This is a genomic window from Arthrobacter sp. 05T442 (assembly GCF_056395945.1).
The window spans coordinates 62156-84304 of record NZ_JBFTKM010000008.1 but is presented as its reverse complement, the minus strand read 5'-3'; the positions used below and the strand labels follow the sequence as shown (position 1 = coordinate 84304).

Here is a 22149-nt window from a genome sequence, read left to right as displayed (position 1 = left end):
GGGGAGCGACGTGGCAACTTACACTCAATCCGCCGGGGTCCTCGAGGCTCCCGTAGTACCCAGGTCCAAGGGACGCATCGTCGTCAACTGGATCACCTCAACCGACCACAAGACGATCGGGTACATGTACTTGATTGCCTCCTTTGTGTTCTTCTGCCTTGGCGGCATCATGGCGCTGCTGATGCGCGCCGAGCTCTTCGAACCGGGAATGCAGATCCTGCAGACCAAAGAGCAGTACAACCAGCTCTTCACCATGCACGGCACGGTGATGCTCCTGATGTTCGCAACGCCGCTGTTCGCCGGCTTCGCCAACGTCATCATGCCGCTCCAGATCGGCGCGCCCGACGTCGCTTTCCCACGCCTGAACGCCCTCGCCTTCTGGTTCTTCCTCTTCGGCTCCACCATCGCCGTCTCCGGGTTCATCACACCCCAGGGCGCGGCGTCGTTCGGCTGGTTCGCCTACGCCCCGCTGTCCAACACGACGTTCAGCCCCGGCATCGGCGGCGACCTCTGGGTCTTCGGCCTGGCCCTGTCCGGCTTCGGCACCATCCTTGGCGCGGTCAACTTCATTACCACGATCATCTGCATGCGCGCCCCGGGCATGACCATGTGGCGCATGCCGATCTTCACCTGGAACGTTCTCGTGACGGCAATCCTCGTCCTCATGGCCTTCCCGCCGCTGGCCGCCGCACTGTTCGCACTCGGCGCTGACCGCCGCTTCGGGGCGCACATCTTCGACCCCGCCAACGGTGGCGCCGTCCTCTGGCAGCACCTGTTCTGGTTCTTCGGCCACCCCGAGGTTTACATCATCGCGCTGCCGTTCTTCGGTATCGTCTCGGAGATCTTCCCGGTGTTCAGCCGGAAGCCGATCTTCGGCTACAAGGGCCTCGTCTACGCAACGATCTCCATTGCCGCGCTTTCCGTCACCGTGTGGGCACACCACATGTACGTCACCGGCTCGGTACTGCTGCCGTTCTTCTCCTTCATGACGATGTTGATTGCCGTTCCGACCGGCGTGAAGTTCTTCAACTGGATCGGCACCATGTGGGGAGGCTCCATCACCTTTGAGACACCCATGCTCTGGAGTATCGGCTTCTTGGCGACCTTCCTGTTCGGCGGCCTGACGGGCATCATCCTGGCCTCGCCGCCGCTGGACTTCCACGTCTCGGACTCCTACTTCGTGGTGGCACACTTCCACTATGTCGTCTTCGGCACCGTGGTGTTCGCGATGTTCGCAGGGTTCTACTTCTGGTGGCCGAAGTGGACCGGAAAGATGCTCAACGAACGCCTCGGCAAGATCCACTTCTGGATGCTCTTCCTGGGCTTCCACGGCACGTTCCTGATCCAGCACTGGCTCGGCGTCGAGGGCATGCCCCGCCGCTACGCCGACTACCTGCCGCAGGACAACTTCACCTGGATGAACCAGTTCTCCACCATCTCCTCGTTCGTTCTCGGCGCCTCGATGATCCCGTTCCTCTGGAACGTGTACATCACCTGGCGCAGCAGCGAACGCGTTGAAGTCGATGACCCGTGGGGCTTCGGCGCCTCCCTGGAGTGGGCTACATCCTGCCCGCCCCCGCGGCACAACTTCACCTCACTGCCGCGCATCCGCTCGGAGCGTCCTGCCCTGGACCTCCACCACCCGGAGCTCTCCCTGTCTTACACCGCTGACTCTCCTTCCCCGGCAGCAGCAGCGCTCGGTAACGCCGACCAGAAGGACACCGCAAAGTGAAGATCGAATCAAGGATTTTTGGCCTCGGTGCCTTCTTCTTCGTCCCGATGGCGTTCATCTATGGCTACCTGACCCACTGGTCGGAATGGGTCGGTGCCCTGGCGATCCTGCTGGTTGGCGGACTGGTCGGCATGATTGGCGCCTACCTCGGGTTCACCGGCCGACGCGTCGGCATGCGCCCCGAGGACCGCAGCGACGCCGAGATCCACGAAGGAGCCGGCGAGCAGGGCCACTTCAGCCCGTGGAGCTGGTGGCCGATGGTCCTGGGCCTGGCATGCGCCGGTGGATTCCTCGGCCTCGCCGTGGGATTCTGGATCACGTTCATTGCCGGTGGCCTCGCTATCGTCGCACTCGTAGGCTGGGTCTACGAGTACAGCCGCGGCGACCACGCACACTAGCGTCCTGCAGGACTTAATTTCATAGCGCAAACGACGGCGGGCCCCACCAATGGTGGGGCCCGCCGTCGTTTGTGCCGCCTGCCGGACGACGCCGGGCCGGACGACGCCGGCAGCGTCGCCGGGCGCTTGCCGCGCCGCCGTGGGCGCCTCCTACGCGGACGCCCGGGGGGTGCTGGGCGACTCCAGCAGTGCGCCCAGGTCCTCGAGGGCACGCACGGCGTCAGCGGGGCTGTAACGGGCCGGCAGGGCGTCGAGGGCCACGGCGAGTGCGACTTTGCAGCCGCAGTGGAAGTCTTCCGTCATGACCTCCAGCAGCGAGCGGGCGTCGACGCCGGGCTTTCCATCCTTGCTGATGGTGACCGGGAGCCCGGTGGCCGTGACGGCCCGGACAAACACTGCGGCGGACCGCGCGTGGAGGCCTACGGCTGCCCGGACGGTAGCGTTCCGTGTCGGCAACGGGCCTCCTCTGTCATCCCATACGTCGAGGGTTGTGGCGGCGCTTCAGCGCGCGGTCCCTCCGTTCCTCCAAGGGTAGCGTCGGGGGAGCAGCAGGGACGACAGCCCCGGCCGGAGTGGTCTAGACCTGACCTGGGCTTGCCCTACCCTTGATATATGAGCGAATTCTCCCGGCGGAACCATGGCGTCCAATAACGCTGCACGGATGGGCGGCGAGATCGACCGGCAAAGCGGCGTGCCCATCTACGTCCAGCTGCGGGAAATCCTTCGGTCCCACATCGTGGCTGCCTGTCCGCCCGGTTCTGCCTTGCCGTCCGAGCGCGATCTCGCGGAGCGGTTCGGGCTCGCCCGCATGACCGTCCGGCAGGCCATCGACGCCCTTGTGGGCGAGGAGGTGATCGAGCGTGTGGTGGGCCTTGGCACCTTTGTCCGCAAACCCAAGCTCGATCTCCAGGTCAAACTGACGTCCTACAGCGAAGAGATGCAGCGACGCGGCATGGTCCCGGCCGCCAAAGTCCTCAGCTTCGAACAGATCGGGGCGAGTGCCTTCCTGGCCCGCGAACTTCAGTTGGAGGAGGGGACGCCCGTTGTCCGGTTTCGCCGCCTGCTGCTGGCCGACAACGAGCCCATGAGCGTGGACGAGAACTTCATTCCGGCGCACCGGGTCCCCGGACTGCTCGACGGCGAGCCGCCTACGTCGCTCTATAACGTGCTGAGTGAACGGTACGGGCTCGTGATGGAATGGGGCGAGGACATGATCGAGGCGACGGCCTCGTCGCCGTCAACGGCGCGGTTGCTCAACGTTGAGGTCGGTTCGCCGCTGCTGAAGATTCAGCGCCACGCGTTCGTCGCCCGGGCCATGGTCGACTATTCGGTGTCCTATTACCGTGCCGACCGCTACAAGCTCTGGGTGCCTCTGCAGCGCCCCGGCGTGCGTCCTACCCGCAACTATGCCTCCGGGTACCGCCCCTGAGTCAGGCAACGCCCCTCCAGGCAACACGCCTGTCCACGCAGCGCGGCGCCGCCGATGGCCCAGCCCGCGGACGAATATGGGCGGGAAGGATCCCCGCGCCGGTTCCGGAAACGCAGTAGGCCCGGTCCCACCGGGACCGGGCCTACTGCTTGTACTGACCGAAGAGCTACTTAGTGACTGAGGGTCTTCTGGGACTCTGCAGACTCGATAGGCTCGTGGCCGCCGTGGTGGCCATGGGCCGTCTCAAGCTCGGCCGGAGTGGCCGGAGCGACACGGTCCTCGAAGAACATGCGGGACAGCATAGCGCGGCGCTTCTCCTTGCGGTCCACCACGCCGTGTTCGTTCGGCACTGCGGGGAGCGGAACCGGCGATTCGAAGCCGACCAGCTTGTAGCGCTTGTACTCGTCCAGCGGGGCGTGGACCTCGATGAACTCACCGTGCGGCAGGCGCACAATGCGTCCCGTTTCACGGCCGTGAAGGGCGATTTCGCGGTCCTTCCGCTGCAGGGCCAGGGCTACGCGCTTCGTGACTGCGAAGGCGATGAAAGGGCCGATGAAGAACAAGGTACGCAGCCAGTAGGTCACATCGTTCAGCGCGACATGGAAGTTCGTGGCGATCAAGTCGGAACCGGCGGCGGCCCACATCACGCAGTACCAGGTGAAGCCGGCAACACCGATTGCGGTTCGCGTGGGAGCATTCCGGGGACGGTCCAGCACGTGGTGTTCGCGGTTGTCCTTGGTGATCCAGCGTTCCAGCCACGGGTACGTGAACAGCACCGTGAAGATGATGCCGGCCGGAACCAGCGCCGGCAGCAAGACGTTCAGCGTCAGCACATGGCCGAAGATCACGTACTCGAAGTGGAAGTTACCGATCACGCCCGGCATCAGGCGCAAGGCACCGTCAACGAAACCGATGTACCAGTCAGGCTGCGTGCCCGCGGACACGGGTGAGGGGTCGTACGGCCCGTAGTTCCAGATCGGGTTGATGGTGAAGAACCCTGCCATGAGGGCAATGACGCCAAAGACGATGAAGAAGAAGCCGCCGGCCTTGGCCGCGTAGACCGGCCCGAGTGGGTAGCCCACGACGTTGCCGTCGTTGCGTCCCGGGCCGGGGTACTGGGTGTGCTTGTGCACGACCACCATGAACAGGTGCATCACGATCATCAGCAGGATGAGCGCAGGCACCAGCAGGATGTGGAGCGTGTACAGGCGGCTGATGATGGCCGTACCGGGGAACTCGCCGCCGAAGAGGAAGAACGAGATGTACGTGCCAATCACGGGAATGGACTTGATGACGCCGTCGATGATGCGCAGGCCGTTGCCGGAGAGCAGGTCATCGGGGAGCGAGTAGCCCGTGAAGCCGGCAGCCATCGAGAGGATCAGCAGGACGCCGCCCACTACCCAGTTCATTTCGCGGGGCTTGCGGAATGCACCCGTGAAAAACACGCGCAGCATGTGGACCGAGACTGACGCTACGAACAGCAGTGCCGCCCAGTGATGCACCTGGCGCATGAACAGGCCGCCGCGGACATCGAACGAGATGTCCAGCGAGGAGTTGTACGCGGAGGACATTTCGACATTCCGCAGCGGCGTGTAGGAGCCGGCGTAGTGCGTCTCGGCCATTGACGGGTCGAAGAAGAATGTCAGGAAGGTGCCCGACAGGAGCAGGATGACGAACGAGTACAGCGCGACTTCGCCGAACATGAACGACCAGTGGTCCGGGAAGACCTTGCGGCCAAATTCACGGAGGATGCCAGATCCGCCGACGCGCTCGTCAACGAAGTCGGTGATGCGGCCGCCCTTGGTTTTGGCGACGAAGGCGGGGGCATTAGGCGTTGTTGTTGCGCTCATGCTCATCACGCTCCCAGTAACTCGGTCCTACAGGTTCATGGAAGTCGCTGGTAGCGACCAGGTAGCCTTCGTCGTCGACTGCGATAGGCAGCTGGGGGAGAGGCCGGCTGGCCGGGCCAAAGATAACCTTGCATTCCTGGGTCAGGTCGAAGGTTGACTGGTGGCACGGGCACAGCAGGTGGTGGGTCTGCTGCTCGTACAGGGCAACAGGGCAACCAACGTGGGTGCAGATCTTCGAGTAGGCGACGATCCCGTTGTAGCTCCAGTTTTCACGGCCCGCGGAGGGCGTGAGGGAGTCCGGGTTCAGGCGCATGAGCAGGACGACGGCCTTGGCTTTCGCGTTCAGCTTGCCTTCCTGGAGCTCGTTCAGGCCTTCCGGAATCACGTGGAAGGCGGAGCCGATGGTGACGTCCGTGGCCTTGATGGGGGTGCCATCAGGGTCCCGGGTGAGCCGCTTGAGCTTGCCGCCCTCAGGCGCCCACATCGTGTGTGCCAGTTTGTCGTCGGGACGGGGACCGAGATCACCGAAGACGGCAAGTGCCGGCAGGGGAGCGAGTGCGACGGCGCCCAGAAGGGTGTTGCGGATCAGTGGACGGCGCTTGATGCCGGTTTCCTCCACGATGTCGTCCACAATCCGGACGGCAGCAAGGCGGTCTTCCTCGGTGCGGATCGCGTGGCGCTCTTCCGAAACCTCATGGTCAGGCATGAGTGCCTTGGCCCAGTGGACGATTCCGGTGCCGATGCCGAGCATCGCGAAGGCGGTGCCGACACCCAGAAGTATATTCTGGAGCCGAATGTCGGCGATCGTGGAATCACTTCCAAGGTCGATGGCGAAGTACGCCACCAGGAATATCAGGGTGCCAACGACCGAGGTCCCGAAAAGAAGGGCTACCTGCCGTTCTGCTCGCTTAGCGGCCCTCGGGTTCGTGTCAGCCAGGCGCAAACGGTGCGGGGGAATTCCAGGATCCTGGAACTTCTCCACCTCATTCTGACCAGCCGTAGCTACGGTGCCCGAGTGGCTCGGACTGCCGTCACTATGGTTGCCCATAATTCGCCTCATCCTTCTCTCGTCCCGGCGTGTGCCGAGTTAGTTTTCAATTCGAACTGCTGACGCATCAGCAGAAATTCTTACAGGTGCAAGTCCGGTTAGGACGACCGGGACGTCAGCCAGATGGTGAAGGCGATGATGACGCCCAGGCCGGCGATCCAGACAAAGAGGCCTTCGGAGACCGGTCCCAAAGCGCCAAGGTCATTGCCGCCGGGTGAACCGTTGGCTTCAATCTGCTTCAGGAAGGTGATGATGTCGCGCTTGCCCTCAGGGGAGACGTTGGCGTCATTGAAGACCGGCATGTTCTGCGGGCCGGAGACCATGGCCTCGTAGATGTGCTTGCCGGAGACGTCCGCCAGGGCCGGGGCGAACTTGCCCCGGGTCAGTGCACCGCCGGCAGCGGCGGCGTTGTGGCACATGGCGCAGTTTGTGCGGAACAGCTCGCCGCCCTTGGCGGCGTCGCCCTTCTCATCGAGGACACCTGCTTCGGGGATGGACGGGCCGGGGCCGAGCGAGGCGACATATGCGGCCAGCTGCTGGGTCTGTTGGTCGTTGAACTGGGCGGGCTTTTTGTAGGCCTGCGGGCCATTCATCTCCATGGGCATGCGGCCTGTGCCGACCTGGAAGTCAACGGCGGCTGCACCGACGCCGACCAGGGAAGGTCCGGACTGCGAACCGCTGGCACCCATGCCGTGGCATGTGGCGCAGTTGGCCGCAAAGAGCTTGCCGCCTTCTGCTACGTCACTTGCGCTGGCGCTCGTGGTGTCGGCCTTGGCCTGGTTGACGGTGGTGGCAACGGCGTACAGCCCACCAGTGACCAAGAGGCCCAGCAGCAGCAATGCAATGGCTGCCAGTGGGTGACGTCGCTTCTGCGAGAGTGCCTTCACGTGGTGGTTCCTTTATTCGATCCTGCGTTGGCTCCGGGAGCCGATTCTGAAATTCTACCTCTTGTAAAAAAGGGTGGAGCAGCCTACTTGAGGACGTAGATGACCAGGAAGAGGCCGATCCAGACAACGTCCACGAAGTGCCAGTAGTACGAGGTGACGATCGCCGACGTTGCCTCAAAGTGGCCGAACTTCTTCGCAGCGAAGGAGCGGCCGATAATGAGCAGGAACGCGATCAGGCCGCCGATGACGTGCAGGCCGTGGAAGCCCGTCGTGATGTAGAAGGACGAGCCGTAGGCATTGGCGGACAGCGTGACGTGCTCGGAAACAAGCATGGCGTACTCGGTCGACTGGCCGGCCACGAAGAAGGCGCCCATGAGGAACGTGAGGATGAACCATCCGTTCATCCCCCAGCGGGTAAAGCTCAGGCGTCCTCCGGTGCGGCGCGGCTGGAGCCGCTCGGCAGCGAAGACGCCCATCTGGCAAGAGAAGGAACTTGCCACGAGGACGATGGTGTTTACGAGCGCAAAGGGAAAGTTGAGCTTGGCTGTCTCTTCGGCCCACATCTGTCCGGAAGTCGAACGGAGTGTGAAGTACATGGCGAAGAGACCGGCGAAGAACATCAACTCACTGGACAGCCACACTACGGTTCCAACAGAAACCATGTTCGGGCGGTTCAGCGTCGGGTGCGCCGGGGTACTGGGGGCATGGGTCGCAGATGTCACATAGACATTATGTCTATAAAAGTCTGTCCTGCCCAACGCAAACCGCGTTTTCGGAGGACTTTTTCTACAAAGACGCGAATTCGCGCGGAAAAGTTCCCGGCACCGTTCACATTGGTCTTTGCGCCGCCCACCTCGATAGCATCAGGAGGTGACTTCTCAGGCATCTGCACAGGCGGCAGGCAACACCTGGCCCCGGCTCATCAACGCACTCATCAACGGCACTGACCTCACCGCCGGGAACACCGAGTGGGCGATGAATTCCATCATGTCGGGTGAGGCCACTCCCGTGCAGGTGGCCGGATTCCTGGTGGCGCTGCGCGCCAAGGGCGAGACGGTGGATGAAGTAGTGGGACTGGTCGAGGCGATGATCGCGAACGCCAACCCCATCGATATCGCAGGCGAAAAGCTTGACATTGTCGGAACCGGCGGAGATCAGCAGAACACGGTCAACATCTCCACCATGGCGGCCCTGATCGCTGCCGGCGCTGGGGCCAAGGTGGTCAAGCACGGCAACCGTGCGTCGTCCTCCACCTCGGGCTCCGCCGACGTCCTTGAGGCCCTGGGCGTCAGGCTGGACCTGCCGATTCCGCGTGTAGCACTGAACGCGGAGGAGGCCGGGATCACGTTCTGCTTCGCGCAGGTGTTCCACCCCTCGATGCGCCATGCCGCGGTCGCCCGCCGCGAGCTCGGGGTGCCGACCGCGTTCAATTTCCTGGGTCCCATGATTAATCCCGCCAACGTGCAAGCGTCAGCTGTCGGCGTCGCCAATGAAACAATGGCCCCGCTGGTGGCCGGTGTGCTGGCCAAACGGGGCAGCCGCGGACTCGTGTTCCGCGGCAACGACGGGCTCGACGAACTGACCACCACGGGCCCGTCCCGGGTGTGGGAAATCCGGAACGGCGGGGTGACGGAGCAGATGTTCGATCCGCGCCGGCTCGGCATCCGCCAGGCGACGCTCGATGAGTTGCGGGGCGGTGACGCGGCGGCCAACGCCGCCGTCGTGCGTGCCGTCCTGGCCGGCGCTCCGGGGCCCGCCCGCGAAGCTGCGCTGCTGAACGCTGCCGCCGGTCTGGTGGCCTACGACCTCGACGCCGCCGGTCCGTTCCCGGACCGCATGGCTACTGCTTTGAAGCGTGCCGAGGAGTCCATCGAGTCCGGCGCCGCCAAGGCCGTGCTGGACAGATGGGTCGCCCTCTCGCAGGCTGCCTAAGGGTAACGCGGCCGGGGACTTCTCCGGCAGGAAGACGCAAACAACGCAGGGCCCGGCATTCTGCACTGGTCCCCAAAAGTTGGACTCGTTAATGTGCGAGTTCCACTCTAGCGGCCAGTGATCGGCCACTCCCCAAAGGCCCCGTCCAAAAGAGGGCGGGGCCTTTCTGTGTGCAGCTCTTTCAGGTCCGTTCTTTTCCTGTACGCAACGAAGGTCGTATGCAAGGATGGCCGAACCAACCTCCGGGGGGACGGGGTATCAATGATGGTCAAGGGCAGACGCAGGGACACGGTAGCCATCGCAGTCTTCGGTGTGATCGTCGGTCTCACAGGCTGCGCGGTCACCGGCGAGCAGGCAGCCGCGCCGCAGCAGTCCACAACCACGCAACCCCCAGCCGCTCCGCAGCTCAAGGAATTCGATTCTGTCGATGATGCCCGTCGAGCCGTTGACGGCGTGATCGGCTGCGATGATGAGCCCAAGACAGATCCCATCATCAATCCGGACCTTGCAGGTTTCACGGCTGAATACGTCGTGTGTGCAAACCGCGTCCAAGTCGAGTGGTTCAGGACGGAAGACGCCCGAGGTGCCGAGCACCAGCTGTACGGTGATTCAGCTCAGCCTCTGTCCATCGTGGAGGGCGCGAACTGGATGGTCGTAGACATGTCGGAAGCACTGGGTGAGCCTCCAAGCGATAAAGACCTCAGGGGACTGGCTCAGGAACTCGGCGGCAAATTCAGATCGCTGAACGGTGCCAAATCGTCCTAATGCCAGGAAACCACCTCTCTCGCTCGCCGGCCTCTTAGTCCCGCCAACGCCTCACGTGCCCATCGTTAGATATTGTCCATGACGGCGTTGTCGTAGCAGTTCGCTTTGCGGGACATCGATTGGACCGCGCCTGCGTCCTCCAAGAGTGCGCGCCTGGAGTTGTGCTGATAGTGGAATCCCTGATCGGAGTGCACGAGTGGCTTCTGTCCGTCCTTCAGTATCGCCAGAGCGTCGCGCAGCGAGGCATTGGCCAGCTCCAGATTGGGCGAAGCGCCGATTTGAGCAGTTCAATATGGATCCGGCGGTGCCCGCACCGGCCATGGTTCTTCTTGAAAATCTCTGTATTAGCGGCCTTCAGGGGCGCCCGTGGATCGGGTCCTTGGAGGCGGGACTGGTGGTCGAAGAACGTGGACCGGGCTAACCCGGCTACGTCCAGGAGAACTTCCAACCGGTGTTCGGCTTTGAGAGCGATGACAGCGCGGACCTTTGGCGCTGTTCCCCGACCCCCAAGGCTTTCACTCTGCCCAGGCAGGCCAGCTCTGCACGTAAGCGCTCATTCTCACGCCACAGCCGCTGCAGCTCCGGTTCCGCGGGTACCTTGGGGTTCTTCCTTGATGCGCCATCTGTCGTGCAACCGGAGGACTGCCTTCCGACCCACCCCAAGCTTGGTTGCTACAGCCCTGGAGCCCCAACCGATCTCAAACGCCACCGCGGCCTTGCGCTGCTCCTCCGACAACGCACTGCCCTTCAACATGAAACTGCTCCCCGTAAGTCAGAACTGAATTTTCAGTCCAACTTTCGGGGAGCAGTTCAATCTGCCGGGCCCTGCGTTCTTTGTCCGTGACGGCGCGGTTACTCCTCGAACCCGAGCGCGAAGGCCGCATCGAGATCGTGCTGCGAGTAGGCCCGGAAGGCGATCTGAGTGGTGGTGTGCACGACGCCGGGCACCTTGGAGAGCTTGTCCGCGATTGCATCCGCCAGGTCCTCATGCTTGGCAACCCTGGCGATGGCGATGAGGTCCCATTCACCGGTCACGGAATAGACCTCGCTGATGCCCTGAATGGCGGAGATTTCCTCCGCGGTCTCCGGGATGCGGGAGGCGTCTGTCTTGATCAGGACGAAAGCGGTGACCACGTGTGAACCTTTCCGGATCTGTTGCGCCGTTACTCGCCCGTTTCCGGGCCCTTGCCGGGCCCTTGGCGGCCCGTGCCATGCTCCTGCAAGCCTAGTACATCAGGCCTGACGGCGGCGTGTCCTGAAGCGTCTCACGCCGGCCGTTCCCAGCCGGTAGCCGAGCAGGAATACCCCGAGACTGATCAATGCCACGATCACGAACGGCACGACCACGACCTGGCCCGTGACTGCCCGCAGGAGCATGCCCACAACCACGGTGCCGAGCCAGACACCGACGCCGGCCGGCCAAAGCGCCATGGGAGCGCGCCACAGGCGCAGCGCCAGCCAGGCCACGGCCGCTCCGGCGAGGAACGGCCAGGCCGTGGCGAAAACGCCGGTGATGATGTCCCCGCGCTGGTGGGCGTCGCGGCCGATGGCGGCGAAGAGGAGGATCAGGAGCGCATCGGCGCAGGCGGCGAGCACGGCCGGCCGTTTGGGCGTGAATGTTCTGGTGGACCCGTCGGCTGACGGGCGGGGGAGCGGTGATGACGAAGGCATGCCTCCAAGCCTAGTCCGGCCGGGCCGGGGCCCTTGCTGTCGGGTCCCCGCAGGGTGTCAAATCCTTAACAGGATGCGCCTACGAGGCACGATGCTGATGATGGATACGACTCCAGGAGGTACTCATGCCTGCGAAAGGCGCAAAAGTCCCCGTGAGAACCCCTGGCCGGGGCGCATCTGATCTCAGGCGCGCCGACGCGTCCGACGGCCCGCCCCCTGAGCGCCCGGAGAAAATCCGAAACGTCGCGCTCGTGGGTCGTTCCGGGGCGGGCAAGACGATGCTGGTCGAGGCACTTCTGGCCGCCACCGGTGCCATTACGCGGATGGGGTCGATCGCCGACGGCACCACCGTCAGCGATTCGGATCCGGCCGCGATCCATCAGCAGCGTTCCGTGACGCTCTCGGTGGTGCCTGTCGTGGTCGGGGACGTCAAACTGAACCTCCTGGACACCCCGGGGCACACGGACTTCACCGGCGAACTGCGCGCCGGACTCCGCGCGGCGGACGCCGCGTTGTTTGTCGTGTCCGCGGTTGACGACGTCGACGCCGCGACCGCGGCCGTCTGGAGCGAGTGTGCCCGGCTCGGTATGCCCCGCGCGGTCGTGATCAGCCGGCTCGACCATCCGCGGGCGGACTTCGACGCGGCCCTGGCCCGATGCCGGTCCGCCTTCGGCGACTCCGTGATGCCGCTCTACCTCCCGGTCGGCTCGGCCGGCGCGGTTACCGGATTGCTCGGGATCCTGTCGGGGACTGTTTCAGGACCTGCTCCGACAGACACGGGGCCCACCCGCCGGGACTCGACCGACGTCGAACGTGCCGCGTCGGAGACCGCACGGACGGCGCTCATCGAAGGAATCATCGGCGAGAGCGAGGACGAGACGCTGATGGACCGGTACCTCGGCGGCGAAGAGATCGCGCCCGAGGCGCTGGCCGACGATCTGGAGACAGCAGTGGCCCGTGGATCCTTTTATCCCGTGCTCGCCACTTCTGCGGAGACCGGCGTCGGTATGTCCGAGCTCCTAGAGGTCCTCACCCGTGCGTTCCCGGCACCGATCGAGCGGGAACTGCCGAAAGTGTCCGACCTTGACGGCACGCCGGCCGGGCGGCTGGACTGTGATCCGGCCGGCGTGCTGGCAGGCGAGGTGGTGCGCACGACCACCGATCCGTTCCTGGGCCGCGTCTGCCTGGTCCGCATCTTTTCCGGCACGCTGCGGGAGGACACCGAAGTGCATGTGGCCGGGCACGGGCTGGCGGACCGGGGCCATGAAGACCATGACAGTGACGAGCGGATCGCCCACCTCTACTCCCCGCTCGGTGCCAGCCTGCGGCCGGTGCCCTACTGCGTGGCGGGCGACATCTGTGCGCTCACCAAACTGGGAACCGCCGAGACAGGTGACACCATTTCGGCCAAGGAGATGCCGCTGCTGATCCAGCCCTGGGAGATGCCGGAACCGCTGATGCCTGTAGCGATTGAGGCTGCCTCGCACGGTGATGAGGACGCCCTGGCCAAGAGCCTGGGAAAAGTTACCGCCGGCGACCCGACCCTCCGGGTGGAAAGGAACGTCGAAACACATCAGCTGATTTTGTGGTGCATGGGTGAGGCGCACGCGGACGTCGTGCTGGGCCGACTGCGCGACCAGGGCGTGAACCTGCAGACAGTCGGAGTTATGACGCCGCTCCGGGAGACGTTCGCTGCACCGGCCGCCGGCCACGGACGGTATGTGAAACAATCCGGAGGCCACGGGCAGTATGCCATCTGTGACATCGACGTCGAGCCTCTCGGCCGCGGTGCCGGGTTCGAGTTCGTGGACAAGACGGTGGGCGGCGTGATTCCCGGGGCGTTCATCACCTCCGTGGAGAAGGGCGTGCGGTCACAGATGCAAAAAGGCGTGTCCGCGGGATTCCCGGTAGTGGACATCCGCGTGACGCTGGTCGGCGGAAAGACGCACAGCGTCGACTCCTCTGACGCGGCATTCCAGGCGGCCGGGGCGCTGGCCCTGCGGGAGGCCGCGGCCGCGACCCGCATCCAGCTGCTGGAACCTGTCTCGGCCGTCACCATCAGCGTTGCAGACGAATACGTCGGGGCTGTGATGAGCGACTTGTCCGCCCGCCGTGGACGCCTGACCGGAACCTCGTCCGGCGGGGGAGGCAGCACCGACATCAGTGCCGAGGTCCCGGATCAGGAACTGTTGCAGTACGCGCGTGACCTGCGTGCTCTGACCGCGGGCAGCGGCCGCTTCCGCCGGACTTACCTGCGGCACGAACCGGTGCCCCCCACCGCTGCTCCCGCGGCGAAGAAGGTGTGAAGCCGCCGCGCGGTTGAACTTCGGGATCAAACCTCGCCGGCGAGCAGGTCACGGACATGTGAGTAGTTCTGCACCAGTGTCGGCGTACCGATGCCGATCCGCCGTTCGGCGACTCCGACGACGTTGACGGATGTCTTACGCGTGACTCTGACAGCCGGGCTGCCTTCGACAATGACCTCCCAGTGTGCCCCGGGAATCGTGTGGGTCAGGACATCGCCGTAGAACATGCCGACCGCCCTGGCGAGCCCGGCCAGGGCTTCACTGCCGCGGGCCTCCTCGATGAAAAGGTCGACGGCGGCCAGGCCCAAGGGCGAGCGCGGGAGTTCCCGGCCCTTTACCCGGAACTCCCTCCGTAAGTCTTCATAGCCGCCGACATTTGTGGGGGGTGCTTTCCTGACGGCGTGGGGATCAACCGGCTTATACTCGGCAAAGTATCGGCTCGTGCCGGGCGGGAGGTCCTCCAGCGGCTCCGGATCGTCAGCGACACCGTCGGCAGTATTGTCCATGGCGGCAGACTACTCTTACGGGTATGTTCAGGGCTTCAGCGCGGCCATCCGCACCGTCGGCAGCGGTCCAACGACGATCGATGATCTCCTTGCCGGCAGTCGAAACATGCTCGGGACGATGATCACCGTGAACCGCGCCCAATCAGCGGACGGTACGCAGGCCGCCGTCGTCTTCGGCTGGGGTCCGGTAATTGCCGGGGACGAATTTTCCTATACGGGCGCGCCGGACCCGCTGAAGTGGAACGTCTATAACGGTCCGGGGCATGCGGGCAACGGGATCCGGAGCCCGCTGGCCTGGAACGTGGACGGCAGCGTCGCTACCGTCAGTGGTGACCTGTCCGGCACTACCGGCGGCATGTCAGCCAAGTTTGCCCGGCAGCAGTACGGCCGCTGGGAAACCCGGATGAGAACCAGTGTCCGGGATCCCAAATACCACCCCGTCCTGATCCTGTGGCCGAACAACAACACGTCCCCTAACTGTGCCGAGGTTGATTACGCCGAAGGAACGTCCGACACGAACAGGGTCAAGTTCTTCTTGCACTACGCATGCAGCGGCTCGAGCTTCCAGACTCAGGCAGCGCAGCCGGCCGATACCGCCCAGTGGCACAACTACGCGGTCCAGTGGACCGCTTCCGGCATCACCGGATACGTCGACGGCGTGCAATGGTTCACCGACACGAACCCCGCACACCAGCCAATGGCCGGGATGCACCAAACGGTCCAGCTAGACTGGTTCCCGGACGGGACTGCCACCGTGCCCAGTCAGATGCAGGTCGACTGGATCCGCGTCTACAACTGACGCGATGCCCACCGCGCCACTCAACCCCTGCAGCCTGGAGCGGCCCGCATGATCAGGGGCAGCCCACCGTAAGGAAACAGAAGCCCATGACCAGTCTTGACGGCTCTGCCACCACGTTGAACCACGACGTCCTTCTTCGCCGCGGTCTGCGGCTTGAATACGCGACCCTGGGCTGGAACGTGCTTGGCCTCGGCGTCCTGGCCGCCGCCGCCCTTGGCGCCGGATCGCCGGCTTTGGCCGGGTTCGGTCTGGATTCCCTGATCGAGGTCTTCGCTTCACTGGTCGTGGTCTGGCAGCTCAAAGGCATCCACAAAGATCGCGAGACCCGGGCGATGCACCTGATCGGGGCGGCCTTCGCGGTCCTCGCCGCGTACCTTGTCATCCAGCTGGTCATTGTCGTTGCCGCCGGACTGCGGCCCGTCACCTCCGGATTGGGTATCGTGTGGACGGCCCTGACCTTCGTCGTCATGCTCGCCCTGGCCCGGGGCAAGATCCTCACCGGGGAGGCCTTGGGCAATCCGGTGCTGCGCGCCGAAGGGAAAGTGACCCTGGTCGATGCGTACTTGGCGGGTGCGGTCCTGGCCGGGCTGGTCCTGAACTCCCTCTTCGGATGGTGGTGGGCCGACCCCTTCGCCGGGGCCGTCATCATCTACTACGCCGTCCGCGAGGCACGCCACGCCTGGACGCACACCGCCGGTGAGGCCCCGGGATGAACGCGCAACTGAATGTGCACTCAGAATCGAGGCACCAGGAGGCGTCTGTCCGTCCCCGCGCAGTCCATCAGCCAGCCCGGCTGCCCTGTCGCGATCGCGGCGGTACATTGCGGAGTGGTCGAGGCATTCTGCCCGTCCGGTAGCCGCAGCGCGGCGCTCCGTGAGTTCCGCTAGTTCATCCAGCCTGGTTGCGAGGGTTTCAAGGACCTCCCGGGGCTCGAAAGGGAGGTCCTAGGCCTTGGTCAAGGCATCGAGCCGTGACCATCTACCATTTCCGCCTGGGGCCGCCCCGCCGCCATTTTCTCCCAACGGCACGAGCCGGTATGCCAGGTAGGCGAAGTCCCAGACTCTTGGGCCCGGCGATGCTGTATCGAAGTCGATGAGCCCTACCAGTTGTCCGTGCCGGAAGACCATGTTGTAAGGTGCGACGTCGTTGTGGCACACGACCTCTGCCGGTTGATGGGTCGGCAATTGCCATTGGAGGTCCGCTCGGACAATCCCAACGCTGGCGTCGTGGATGCGTCGCAGGAGAGTCCCGGCGTCGTGCAGGATCGACGGATCCCACACCCACTGCGGCAGCGGATAGTGCGCTGCCTCGCCCGGCATGAAGGTGAGGACTTCACGGCCATGGTGGTCCATGCCGAGTGCTTCGGGGACTTCGGTGATGCCCGCGGCCCGGAGGACGTCGAGGAATGCATGTACGGCTGGCGTCCATGGCCCGGCGCCCCGCCGAACGGTCTGGCCAATGCGCGTTACGAGAGTCGAATTACCGCCGGCAAGATCCTCTCCCTCATCCACCGGTCCAATCTAACGCCCCTCGGGCTGTCGAGGCCGCGCCACTCCCGGCGGCGTCGCGCGCGGCCTGGGTGCTGGCGAAGATGTCCGGCTTCGGCACCGCCGTGCCCTGCGCCAGGGCGTCGATCCATTGATCTGTGGTCAGCACGGAGGCGAAACGTGATTGCAAAACGAGGAGGACAGCTTTGTGCAGCCCTTCCGCCGTCAGCGCGCCGGCGTGGTTTGCCATATCGAGCGTTCCGGTGGCGTCGGAGAGGAACTCAACGCCAAGGCCCCGGTGTACGGCGTCCCGGGCAGTGGATTCATCGCAATTCTGGGTCATGTACCCGCAGATGACGACCGTATCGACGCCGTGTCCGGCGAGCCACCCGGCCAGGTCCGTGCCTGCGAAACAGGACGGCAGGGTCTTTTGGATCAGATGGTCGTTCGGGCGGCCCGCGACCGTTGCGTGAAGGGCAAATCCGTGACTGCCCCGCGCGAAAATGCGCGACGTTTCCGGGGCCGTCTGTTGGACGACGACCACAGGGATGCCTGCGTCTCGTGCCGCGTCCATCGCTGCGCCGATTTTCACCAGGCTCACGGCAAGGGGCGGGTAGCTGACGGGGAGATTGCCGGAAATATATTCGTTCTGCACGTCGATGACGAGGAGGGCACGGTTCAACGGGATCGATTCCTTCCTCTGGCGCTGCCACTAGGCCGGGCAGCCTTGTCACGGGCTGCCGGACCGCTATGCAGGGCCACGAATGCGGCCCTGGCCGTGCGGTGGACATGCCGGTGAACTCGATGGCCACCGGGCGGCGGCCAGCCGGCGGCCAGCTCGGCGCGATGCCGGGAGTCCAGACGCAGGAGGTCTTCGGCTCCTAAAACGTTCATTGTTCTTGCCTCTCGAGGTGCGGGGTCGTTGCGGGGATGGGGAATTTCGGCTGCGGCTGGCTAGTCCGCCGGCGAGGATCGCGGCAGCGGGCGCGACCACGAGGCAAGAATGATGTCGAAACTGTCGACCATCCGGTCGAAACTCTCGTCAACATCGCGGGGCATGCCGAATCCGTGGGCAGCCTCCAGGCCGGCCCACCCGTGGAGTGCTGCCCGGAGGGCGCGGACCGCGTCAACGGCATCGTCGCCGGTCAGGTTGTAGCCGCTGAGTGCGGCCGTCACGACGTCGAGCACGGCCGCCGCCGCGGCGAGGTGTTCGCCGTCGTCCGCTTCGGGTGCGCGAACGCTGAATGCGTAGCGGCCCGGATGTTGCCTGGCGTAGCTGCGGTAAGCGGACGCCAGCGCGCGGAGTGCGGCCTCACGGCTACGCCCCACCGCGGCGGCCGCGAGGTCAGCGGCGAGTTCACGAAGGGCCAGGAGCGATAATTCCCGATGCAGCGCGTCGAGGCTTGCGACGTGGTTGTAAAGACTCGGGGTTTTCACTCCGAGCTCCCTTGCAAGGGTGGCCAGACCCAGCGGCCCCAGGCCATGGGCGTCGACCAGGGTCGCGGCGGCCTCCACTACCCGCGCCTGGGTCAGTCCTGCCCTAGCCACCGGCCGGGAGTCCCTTCAGGAACGACACGACGGCGGGGGATACGGACCCGGCTGCCTCCGCCTGGGGGTAATGACCCGCGTCCGGGACCAGGAACACCTTGCCGTGGAGTCGATCGGCGACATGTGCGGCCTCCGCCTTCGGATCGGCGAAATCCGGATCCTTCTCGCCCATGATCACCAGGCTCGGTACGTTCACTTCGGCCAGTCGCGCCTCGACCGGCGCATGGGACGTATGGGTGGTCCTGGTGAAAGCCTGCCAGTAGTCGGGCCGTCGCAGGCTGTCGTCCGCCGCCTTGGCATGCTCCTCAAAACCAGCTGGCTTGCGCCCTGGATAGAGGCTCTTGAAGTAGCCGCGCCACATCAACCGACCCCATGGCCGGAGCAGCGCCAGCCTGAAAACAGCGGCCATGACGGGGTTCATGGCCGGGTTGCGGACAAAGGGACCGATCAGGACGAGCGCGGTGATGAGGTGCGGCGCTTCGGCAGCCGCCCACGCTGCGGCCCCCGCGCCCATGGAGTTGCCGATGACCGCTGCCGGCCCGCCAAGCTCCGTGACCAGGGCAATGATGTCGTTTCCGGTGGCGACGTCGTCGTACTCGGCAAAAGTCGCATCGCTCCCGCCATGCCCCCGCAGGTCCATGACGGCGACCTTGTAGCCGGACTGGGTGAGCGCTTCAGCCAGAAAGCGGTAGACCGTCCGGAGGTCTCCCATACCTGGCACGCATACGACGAGGGGACCTTCACCTTGAAGGTCGTACGCAATTCGGCCGCCCGGGCGGGCCAAGTAGTGCCGGTGGAGTGTGGTGGGTTCATGCATGGCTGCAGCTCCTGAGGTTTACTACGCTATGTAGCTAAGATACTAATCTCATTAGTTTTGAATAACAAGAGGTTCCCGGGAAAGTCCCGGCGCACTAATATTTGTCGCCAGGGTGTGCCCAAGCCAACAGGAGGACCTCATGACTACGCTGTTCGATCGGCCCAACTCGGCCTTGATAGTGATCGATGCCCAGAATGGCGTAGTGGCCGGCACGCATCAGCGCGACGCGGTGGTCGCCAACATCGGAACTCTCATCGGCAAGGCCCGCGACGCAGGGGTCCAGGTCGTCTGGGTGCAGCACTCGGACGAACAGCTGGAGAAGGGGAGCGGCGCATGGGAGATTGTGCCGGAGCTGGCGCCCCAGGACTCGGAAGCGCTCGTTCACAAGAAATACAGCGATTCCTTCGAGGACACCGACTTGGAAGCGGTCCTGGCGAAAGCCCACGTAGGACGGGTTATTGTCACGGGCGCCCAGACGGATGAGTGCATCCGGTCCACAATCCATGGCGCTTTTGTGCGGGGATATGACGTGACGCTCGTCGGCGACGCACACACGACGGAGGACCAGAGCGCATGGGGCGCGCCGCCGCCGGACCAGGTTATCGCGCATACGAATCTGTATTGGCGGAGTCAGTCGGCGCCGGGCCGAACCGCCCGGGTCGCAGCGACGAAGGACGTGACGTTCGGCTGCTGAGCAGGTTGCCACGTGGCCGGGTCAGGCCAGGTTGCAGGAGGCCGGTGAAAAGGTCAAGGACGTCCGGTAGGGAACGCTGTGCGGCGTCCCGCCAAAGCGATGACGAGGGCGGTGAGGGCGAGCCCGATCATGGCGGCGGGCAGAACCATGCCGTTGTAGCTGCTGATCAGGACGGCGCCGGTGACACCGGCGGCGAAGATGGCGAGGTTGAAGGCGACGCCGAGCATGGAGTTCGCGACGTCGGCGTTCTCGCCGCTTGCTGTGCCGATCGCGGTCTGCAGCTGGGCTGCCGCACCGCCAAAGGCGATGCCCCAGAGGGCGATTGCGATGAGGACAGCGACGAGTGACTCGTGACCGACTATGAAGATCACGCCGGCGGTGATGAACAGGGCGATGCTGAGGACGACCAGGGCCCGGAGGGCGCGGTCAATCACGGCACCGGTGATGCCGATGCCGATCAGCGCGGCGACGCCGAACGTCACGAGGGCGATGTCGACCGGGAGTTGAAGGCCGGCGGAGCGGAGGTAGGACGCGATGTACGTGTAGACGATGTTGTGCGCAAGCATCCACGCGACGATGACAGCGAGGATGACCGCGACGCCGGGAATGGCGAGGACGCGGATCAGCGGGACGCGGGACGCGGTACGTTGACCGGCGGCATCGGGGACCGCGGCGGCGGCGAGTACGGCCGTGATGATCGTCAGGACCGAGAGCACGCCGAAGGACCAGCGCCAGTCGAATGTTGTCCCCAGCCAGGAACCGAAGGGAGTTCCGAGTGCCAAGCCGATCGGGGTCCCGATCGACGCGACCGCCAGAGCCCGGCCGGCGTGTTCGGGAGCCGTGATGCGGCGTGCATATCCGGCCAGCATCCCCCATATCAGCCCGGAGAAGGCGCCGGCGAGGATCCGCGCCCCCAGAGAGAGCGCAAGGTCACTGGAAACCGCGGTGATGATGTTGGCAGCAAGGAATCCCAGGATGCCGACGACGAAAACGGGCTTTCGGCGCAGGCCCCGGGTCAGGGCAACCGCGGGCATCGTCGCGACCACTGTTCCCAGGGCATAGGCGCTGACGAACTGCCCCGCGGTGCCCTCGGTGATGTTCAGGCCCGCGGCGATTTGCGGCAGCAGGCCGGCGGGCATCGTTTCAGTGGCGATGAGGATAAACCCCATCAGGGCCATGACCAGCAGTGCGGCCCAGGGCAGCCGGTCCCGCCGGGCAGGGACAGTCGCTGGGGCAGAAGCTGTCGCCTCCTCAACAGCGCCCGGGTCCCCGTAGGGCAAGGTTTCCGGGCGCACGTCAGTCACGTCCCCGGTGACCGCCGTCGTCGGCCCTCTCACGGTGGGCAGGGGCTATTCGGCCTTCACAGGCTTCTTTGGTGGTTGCCGCCCAGCTGGCCAGCAACCGTAAACCATCCTCGGAAGGCGAGCCTGGCTCGGCAGTGTAGGTAATCATGGTCAAACCCGGTGCGGCCGGCAGTTCCAGGGCATCGAAGTGAACTTCCAGGTCGCCCACCACCGGGTGCCGGAACGACTTGATCCCGTGCAGGTGCAGGCGGACGTCATGCTGTGCCCACCGTTGGCGGAAGTCCTCGCTGCGGGTCGACAGTTCCCCGACGAGGTCAGCCAGGCCCTTGTCGAACGGGTTGCGGCCGGCCTCGGTGTGCAGCATCGCTACAGACGTGTCGGCCGCCAGGTTCCAGTCCGGATACAGGTCTTGCGAGCGGGGGTTGAGGAACGCGAACCGGGCGAAGTTCACGGGCCGTGCCGGATCCTCGAACGCTGGCGAATACAAGGCACGGCCAAGGTCGTTGATGGCGACGATGTCCAGACGGCCGCTTTGGACGAATGCGGGAATGCCCGTCATGCCGTCGAGGATGCGCTGCACGCTCGGGTGGATCGCCTGCGCGGGCTGTCGCCGCTTACGAGCGGCGGGGCCCGCGGCCCGGGCGAGGTTGAACAGGTGCTCGCGTTCGGCCTCGTTCAGCTTCAGCGCCCGCGTGATAGCCTCCAGGACCGAGTCGGACACGCCGGCAAGGCTGCCGCGCTCCACCCGGGTGTAGTACTCGACGCTCACGCCGGCCAGCAGCGATACCTCTTCCCGGCGCAGCCCGGGTACGCGCCGCACCCCACCGAAGTTGGGCAGTCCCGCCTGCTCGGGCGTGAGCTTTGCCCGCCGGGAGGCGAGGAAATCCCGAATCTCATTCCGGTTGTTCATGCACACCACGGTACGTCCCGAAGGCGACACCGAGGCAGTCCCTGTCAGGGCCTGCCTCGTCAGAAC

Annotated in this window: 23 protein-coding genes; 9 read left to right on the top strand and 14 right to left on the bottom strand. The window is 64.9% G+C overall.

Features of this window, described 5'->3' with window-relative positions; all coding sequences use genetic code 11:
- Nucleotides 1–10: 10 nt before the first annotated feature.
- Nucleotides 11–1732, top strand: coding sequence for an aa3-type cytochrome oxidase subunit I (gene ctaD, locus AC1DES_RS10020; protein ID WP_476895554.1), 1722 nt, complete (start codon nucleotides 11–13; stop codon nucleotides 1730–1732).
- Nucleotides 1729–2130, top strand: a complete 402-nt coding sequence (locus AC1DES_RS10015) for a cytochrome c oxidase subunit 4 (protein WP_476895553.1) — start codon at nucleotides 1729–1731, stop codon at nucleotides 2128–2130. The genes ctaD and AC1DES_RS10015 overlap by 4 nt, the downstream gene beginning before the upstream one ends.
- 150 nt (nucleotides 2131–2280) lie before the next feature.
- On the opposite strand, the gene AC1DES_RS10010 is transcribed toward AC1DES_RS10015, so the two are convergent.
- The gene (locus AC1DES_RS10010; RefSeq protein ID WP_476895552.1) at nucleotides 2281–2586 is read right to left on the bottom strand and encodes an HPr family phosphocarrier protein; all 306 of its coding nucleotides are present in this window, start codon (nucleotides 2584–2586) and stop codon (nucleotides 2281–2283) included.
- Between the two features lie 181 nt (nucleotides 2587–2767).
- On the opposite strand from AC1DES_RS10010, the gene AC1DES_RS10005 reads away from it, so the two are divergent.
- Nucleotides 2768–3559: a GntR family transcriptional regulator gene (locus tag AC1DES_RS10005; RefSeq protein WP_476895551.1), complete on the top strand. Its 792-nt coding sequence runs from the start codon at nucleotides 2768–2770 to the stop codon at nucleotides 3557–3559.
- A gap of 170 nt (nucleotides 3560–3729) precedes the next feature.
- Here the strand turns inward: AC1DES_RS10005 and qcrB are convergent, their stop codons facing one another.
- From qcrB to ctaE, 4 genes are all read right to left on the bottom strand, one after another.
- Nucleotides 3730–5409 (bottom strand): cytochrome bc1 complex cytochrome b subunit, encoded by a 1680-nt coding sequence (qcrB, locus tag AC1DES_RS10000; protein ID WP_476895550.1) that lies wholly within the window; start codon nucleotides 5407–5409, stop codon nucleotides 3730–3732.
- A complete protein-coding gene (qcrA, locus tag AC1DES_RS09995) occupies nucleotides 5387–6457 on the bottom strand; it encodes a cytochrome bc1 complex Rieske iron-sulfur subunit (RefSeq protein ID WP_476895549.1) in 1071 nt (356 codons plus the stop codon). Before qcrA ends, qcrB begins: the two co-directional genes overlap by 23 nt.
- A 98-nt stretch (nucleotides 6458–6555) precedes the next feature.
- A complete protein-coding gene (qcrC, locus tag AC1DES_RS09990) occupies nucleotides 6556–7344 on the bottom strand; it encodes a cytochrome bc1 complex diheme cytochrome c subunit (protein WP_476895548.1) in 789 nt (262 codons plus the stop codon).
- Nucleotides 7345–7427: 83 nt separating this feature from the next.
- Nucleotides 7428–8066: an aa3-type cytochrome oxidase subunit III gene (ctaE, locus tag AC1DES_RS09985; RefSeq protein WP_476895547.1), complete on the bottom strand. Its 639-nt coding sequence runs from the start codon at nucleotides 8064–8066 to the stop codon at nucleotides 7428–7430.
- Between the two features lie 148 nt (nucleotides 8067–8214).
- Here ctaE and trpD point away from each other — a divergent pair, with 148 nt between their 5' ends.
- Together trpD and AC1DES_RS09975 are read left to right on the top strand one after the other, a co-directional pair.
- A complete protein-coding gene (trpD, locus tag AC1DES_RS09980; RefSeq protein WP_476895546.1) occupies nucleotides 8215–9276 on the top strand; it encodes an anthranilate phosphoribosyltransferase in 1062 nt (353 codons plus the stop codon).
- 261 nt (nucleotides 9277–9537) lie between these two features.
- Nucleotides 9538–10041, top strand: coding sequence for a hypothetical protein (locus AC1DES_RS09975; RefSeq protein ID WP_476895545.1), 504 nt, complete (start codon nucleotides 9538–9540; stop codon nucleotides 10039–10041).
- A gap of 852 nt (nucleotides 10042–10893) precedes the next feature.
- On the opposite strand, the gene AC1DES_RS09970 is transcribed toward AC1DES_RS09975, so the two are convergent.
- A complete protein-coding gene (locus AC1DES_RS09970; protein WP_476895544.1) occupies nucleotides 10894–11175 on the bottom strand; it encodes an Lrp/AsnC family transcriptional regulator in 282 nt (93 codons plus the stop codon).
- Between the two features lie 99 nt (nucleotides 11176–11274).
- Nucleotides 11275–11712, bottom strand: coding sequence for a DUF3054 domain-containing protein (locus AC1DES_RS09965; protein WP_476895543.1), 438 nt, complete (start codon nucleotides 11710–11712; stop codon nucleotides 11275–11277).
- A 125-nt stretch (nucleotides 11713–11837) separates the two neighbouring features.
- On the opposite strand from AC1DES_RS09965, the gene AC1DES_RS09960 reads away from it, so the two are divergent.
- Nucleotides 11838–14018, top strand: coding sequence for an elongation factor G-like protein EF-G2 (locus tag AC1DES_RS09960; protein WP_476895542.1), 2181 nt, complete (start codon nucleotides 11838–11840; stop codon nucleotides 14016–14018).
- 26 nt (nucleotides 14019–14044) lie between these two features.
- Here AC1DES_RS09960 and AC1DES_RS09955 read toward each other — a convergent pair whose 3' ends face one another.
- Entirely contained in the window at nucleotides 14045–14524 is a 480-nt protein-coding gene (locus AC1DES_RS09955; protein ID WP_476895541.1) for a DUF6278 family protein, read from the bottom strand.
- Here AC1DES_RS09955 and AC1DES_RS09950 point away from each other — a divergent pair.
- On the top strand, nucleotides 14523–15323 hold the full coding sequence (locus AC1DES_RS09950; protein WP_476895540.1) for a glycoside hydrolase family 16 protein: 801 nt from the start codon (nucleotides 14523–14525) through the stop codon (nucleotides 15321–15323). The two genes, AC1DES_RS09955 and AC1DES_RS09950, sit on opposite strands and share 2 nt — an antisense overlap.
- Before the next feature lie 86 nt (nucleotides 15324–15409).
- Complete coding sequence (locus AC1DES_RS09945; RefSeq protein ID WP_476895539.1) at nucleotides 15410–16036, top strand: cation efflux transmembrane domain-containing protein; 627 nt, start codon at nucleotides 15410–15412, stop codon at nucleotides 16034–16036.
- A gap of 231 nt (nucleotides 16037–16267) precedes the next feature.
- Here the strand turns inward: AC1DES_RS09945 and AC1DES_RS09940 are convergent, their stop codons facing one another.
- The 4 genes from AC1DES_RS09940 to AC1DES_RS09925 form a co-directional block, all read right to left on the bottom strand.
- Nucleotides 16268–16834 carry a phosphotransferase gene (locus AC1DES_RS09940; RefSeq protein WP_476895538.1) on the bottom strand — a complete coding sequence of 189 codons (567 nt, stop codon included), beginning with the start codon at nucleotides 16832–16834 and terminating at the stop codon, nucleotides 16268–16270.
- On the bottom strand, nucleotides 16827–17492 hold the full coding sequence (locus AC1DES_RS09935; RefSeq protein ID WP_476895537.1) for a cysteine hydrolase family protein: 666 nt from the start codon (nucleotides 17490–17492) through the stop codon (nucleotides 16827–16829). The genes AC1DES_RS09940 and AC1DES_RS09935 overlap by 8 nt, the downstream gene beginning before the upstream one ends.
- A 272-nt stretch (nucleotides 17493–17764) precedes the next feature.
- Nucleotides 17765–18358, bottom strand: a complete 594-nt coding sequence (locus AC1DES_RS09930; protein WP_476895536.1) for a TetR/AcrR family transcriptional regulator — start codon at nucleotides 18356–18358, stop codon at nucleotides 17765–17767.
- Nucleotides 18351–19175 carry an alpha/beta fold hydrolase gene (locus AC1DES_RS09925; protein WP_476895535.1) on the bottom strand — a complete coding sequence of 275 codons (825 nt, stop codon included), beginning with the start codon at nucleotides 19173–19175 and terminating at the stop codon, nucleotides 18351–18353. Before AC1DES_RS09925 ends, AC1DES_RS09930 begins: the two co-directional genes overlap by 8 nt.
- Nucleotides 19176–19314: 139 nt before the next feature.
- Between AC1DES_RS09925 and AC1DES_RS09920 the strand changes: the two genes are divergently transcribed.
- Nucleotides 19315–19869 (top strand): cysteine hydrolase family protein, encoded by a 555-nt coding sequence (locus AC1DES_RS09920; RefSeq protein WP_476895534.1) that lies wholly within the window; start codon nucleotides 19315–19317, stop codon nucleotides 19867–19869.
- A gap of 53 nt (nucleotides 19870–19922) precedes the next feature.
- Here AC1DES_RS09920 and AC1DES_RS09915 read toward each other — a convergent pair whose 3' ends face one another.
- A complete protein-coding gene (locus tag AC1DES_RS09915; protein WP_476895533.1) occupies nucleotides 19923–21173 on the bottom strand; it encodes an MFS transporter in 1251 nt (416 codons plus the stop codon).
- Nucleotides 21166–22083: a helix-turn-helix transcriptional regulator gene (locus AC1DES_RS09910; protein WP_476895532.1), complete on the bottom strand. Its 918-nt coding sequence runs from the start codon at nucleotides 22081–22083 to the stop codon at nucleotides 21166–21168. Before AC1DES_RS09910 ends, AC1DES_RS09915 begins: the two co-directional genes overlap by 8 nt.
- Between the last annotated feature and the right edge of the window lie 66 nt (nucleotides 22084–22149).